Below are 1,354 nucleotides of genomic sequence, written 5' to 3'. Positions count from 1 at the left end.
CTCTTTCCAGAACCGGTTCAGATAATTGAGAGCTTCCCTATAATACTGACTTCTAAATTCTGAATCCTTTAACAGTTCACTGTCCAACTGACTGCGCAATTCTATCAGGAGTTCCTTCGTTTCCAGACTTTGCCTTTCCCGAAACCTTTCTTTTGGAGTTAATCCGGCATCATCGTATTTACGCTCCCTCATAAAGAACTCCTTTAAAATTTCGGAAAAGCGTTCTGCAGTCGGTTCACCACCCTGATTGGAAGCCTTGACAAACTTGTTTTTGGCATGAGACATACAAACTTGGTGTACAGTATCTTTAAAACGGGCTGATTTCAGATCATTGCCGATAAACACATAAGCATTGTATCCGTCGGACATGATACTCTTCAATTCTGCATCACCCAAAAAGTCTGTAAGTACCTCACGACCGCGCGAGCCATTCTCATAGAAGAAAATGGCTGTTTTCTGAGCCTTGTTGACCAGAACCCAAATGTAGCACTTCTTATAGTGATCGTATTTGCGCACTTTACACCAGGTCTCATCGCAGTTCACAATCGAATCTTTTTCCAAAGCTATAGACTTCAATACACAAACCAGTTCGTCCAGGTATGTCTTACCTTTCTTAAGCCAGTTGCGCAACGTGTTTTTAGAAATGGTCATGCCCATATCTGTCAGCCATTGGTGAAGAAGACCAAAAGTCACATTCTTTACATAAACTTCATAGGCAATAGCCTGCAGAAATTCAGGAGTGGCCCTAGTGCCTTCAAAACTGGTTACTACCTCCGGATGGCCTTCAGAAGGGAAATAGCCCCACTTCGGCTTTTTACCAGGCTCTGCATAATGAACCATCTCAAAACATTCTTCCGTCAGGAAAGTACGAAAACTGAATACCCGTACCATTCTTCTTTCAATGAGGCGACCGGGAACCTTTGTCAAATCGGAAGGATGCTCTGTAGCCTCTCCAACTACTCCCATCCTTTTATAACCGTCAGGGCGATTGGATAAATCACGCTCTTTCCTGGAAGACTCTTTTACCTCTTGAGATGGAGCATGATCAACCGAATCCGTACGAAGCGTATCATCGGTTCCATCATAATCATCCTTCTCCTTCCGGCGGTCTGAATCACTTGTTTTAGCTTTAGATTGTATCTTTTGACGTCTATCACCAAAACGTTCCTGATGGGCATAATCAAGTTTTTCTTGAAGTGATTTTATCTTACGCTCAGCCGATTTGCGAAGTTTATGCTCTTCCGATAACCGATTTTCAAGGTCAGCATGTTTCGATTCCATAGAGGACACCTGAGCCTTCAGATCCTTCATCTGAGCCATAAAATCCTCCAAAACAAGCTTCATGGCATCACTT

Annotated in this window: 1 protein-coding gene; it reads right to left on the bottom strand. The window is 43.0% G+C overall.

All coding sequences use genetic code 11. From position 1 onward, the window contains the following. Positions 1-1,354, bottom strand: a 1,354-nt coding sequence (locus DWY55_RS21725) for an IS66 family transposase (RefSeq protein ID WP_243633690.1), incomplete at both ends; no start/stop codon positions are given.

This window comes from Bacteroides sp. AF25-38AC, from assembly GCF_003602995.1.
Classification (GTDB): domain Bacteria; phylum Bacteroidota; class Bacteroidia; order Bacteroidales; family Bacteroidaceae; genus Bacteroides; species Bacteroides uniformis.
The sequence above is the reverse complement of the archived record's forward strand: the minus strand, read 5'-3'. Positions and strand labels throughout refer to the sequence as shown.